At 68.7% G+C, this 2,126-nt stretch carries 2 protein-coding genes; one reads left to right on the plus strand and one right to left on the minus strand.

Going from position 1 to position 2,126, the window contains the following annotated elements; translation table 11 throughout:
• Positions 1–201 precede the first annotated feature (201 nt).
• The gene (locus KZA10_RS13115) at positions 202–1,122 is read left to right on the plus strand and encodes a cation diffusion facilitator family transporter (protein ID WP_218683094.1); all 921 of its coding nucleotides are present in this window, start codon (positions 202–204) and stop codon (positions 1,120–1,122) included.
• Between the two features lie 16 nt (positions 1,123–1,138).
• Here the strand turns inward: KZA10_RS13115 and ligD are convergent.
• Positions 1,139–2,126: non-homologous end-joining DNA ligase (gene ligD / locus KZA10_RS13120; RefSeq protein WP_218683095.1), on the minus strand; the 988-nt coding region annotated here is incomplete at its 5' end.

Consider the following 2,126-nt stretch of genomic DNA (forward strand, 5'->3'; position numbering starts at 1 on the left):
GTGGGCGAGTTCACCTCCGAGGAGAAGCAGGCGCAGTCCCACCGCGCCCGCGCCTTCGCCGAACTGGTTCCGCTGCTCGCCGCGCTCTGAGCGCGCCCGGCTCTCGGTCGCGAGAAACCGCTGCTGAAGCTGAGAATCGTTACCCTTCCCGACTAGCCGGAACAGGCCTTCCGGGCCGTCGTCCCGGTCTAGCCTGGGGGCATGCACGATCACGCACCCGCCCCCGGCGGCATCCGCTCCGCGAGCAGCAGACGCCTGCTCGCGATCTCGCTGTCCCTCACCGCGACGGTGATGCTCGTCCAGATCATCGGCGCGCTGCTCTCCGGTTCTCTCGCGCTGCTCGCCGATGCGGCACACATGTTCACGGACGCCTCCGGCCTCGTGATCGCTCTCATCGCCGCCACCGTCGCCGCGCGCCCGGCGGATGACAGGCGCACCTTCGGATATCAGCGCGCCGAGGTGTTCGGTGCGCTGATCAATGCCGTCATCCTGATCGCCCTCGCGACCTGGGTCGCGATCGAGGGCATCGGGCGACTCATCGATCCGGGAGAGGTCGAGGTCGCCGGCGGCCTCATGCTGATCGTCGCGGTGGTGGGAATGCTCGCGAATGCCGTGTCGATGTGGCTGCTGAGTCGCGCCCAGCGCACCAGCATCAACGTGCGCGGTGCCTACCTCGAGGTGATGGGCGATCTGATCGGTTCTGTGGCGGTCATCGTGGCAGCGGTGGTCATCCTCGTCACCGGATGGATGCCGGCCGATGCCATCGCGTCGCTGTTCATCGCGGCGATGATCATCCCTCGGGCCATCGCCCTGCTGCGGGAGGTGTTCTCGGTTCTCGCCGAGTCCGCGCCGAAGGGCACGGCGGTGAGCGAGATCCGTACCCACCTTCTCGGATACGAGGGCGTCGTCGGCGTGCATGATGTGCACGTCTGGCAGCTCACACGCGGAGCACCCGTGTTCACGGCCCACGTCAGCATCGAGCCGGCGCTGTACGCCGACGGCCGTTCAGCCCAACTGCTCACCGAGATGCAGGCGTGCCTCGCCGATCACTTCGACGTGGAGCATTCCACCTTCCAGATCGAGCCGGCCGAGCAGTCGGACTGCGAGCCGCACCACGCCTGATCTGCTCGATCGAGCCTCAGGCCTCGACGGAGATCTCGTCCGGGCTCTTGTCCGGGCGCAGACCTCGCCAGCGGGCATGACGGAGCACGCCGTCCGGAGTCCAGTTCGCGAACTCGACCTCGCCGACGACTTCCGCCCGCACCCAGAGGGCGTCGGAGGCATCCGGGGCGGGTACTCCGTCGAGCGGTGCGGCGTCCACCCGCAGCGGTTCGAGTCGCGTGAGCAGATCGCGCAGGATGCGGTCGGTGAATCCGGTCCCCACGCGTCCGACGTAGCGCAGGCCGCCCCCACCTCGGTTCGGGTCGGGCACGGCGAGCAGCAGTGACCCGAGCGTGCTCTCCCGGTCGCCCTTGCCGGGGCGGATCCCGACGATCACCGCCTCCTGCATCCTGGTGTGCTTGAGCTTCAGCCAGGAGGGGGAGCGCTGCCCCGGGCGGTACCGCGACACCGGATCCTTGACGACGACGCCCTCGAGCCCGAACTCCCAGCTTGCAGCGAGTGCCGCGTCGACGTCGTCGAACACGGGAGGGATCTGCACGGGGGCGTCGAGGTCGGCGATCACATCTTCGAGCAGTGTGCGACGCTCCCGCAGAGGCATGCCGGTGAGGTCGTGTCCGTCGAGACGCAGCAGGTCGAACAGCATGTAGACGATGGGCGTGCGCACCACCTCGCGCTCGATCTCTCGCGGGCGGGTGAGGTGCATCCGATTCTGGAGGAGGGAGAAGCTCGGGCGACCGTGGGAGTCGAAGGCGACGATCTCACCGTCGACGATCGCGTCTGCGACCGGCAGGAAGGGCGCTCCGTCGGCTGTGAGCTCGGGGTAGCGGGCGGTGATGTCGATTCCGCTGCGTGCGTGTAGCAGCATCCGCCCGTTTGCCCAGGTGCCCATCGCGCGGATGCCGTCCCACTTGACCTCGACCCACGAGGGGTCGCTCAGAGCGCGGGCGACCCCGCGGGAGCCGTTCTCGGCGAGCATCGGCGCCACCGATGCCGGGATCGGAGGG

It is taken from the genome of Microbacterium sp. BF1 (assembly GCF_019279095.1).
GTDB classification, from domain to species: Bacteria; Actinomycetota; Actinomycetes; order Actinomycetales; family Microbacteriaceae; genus Microbacterium; species Microbacterium maritypicum.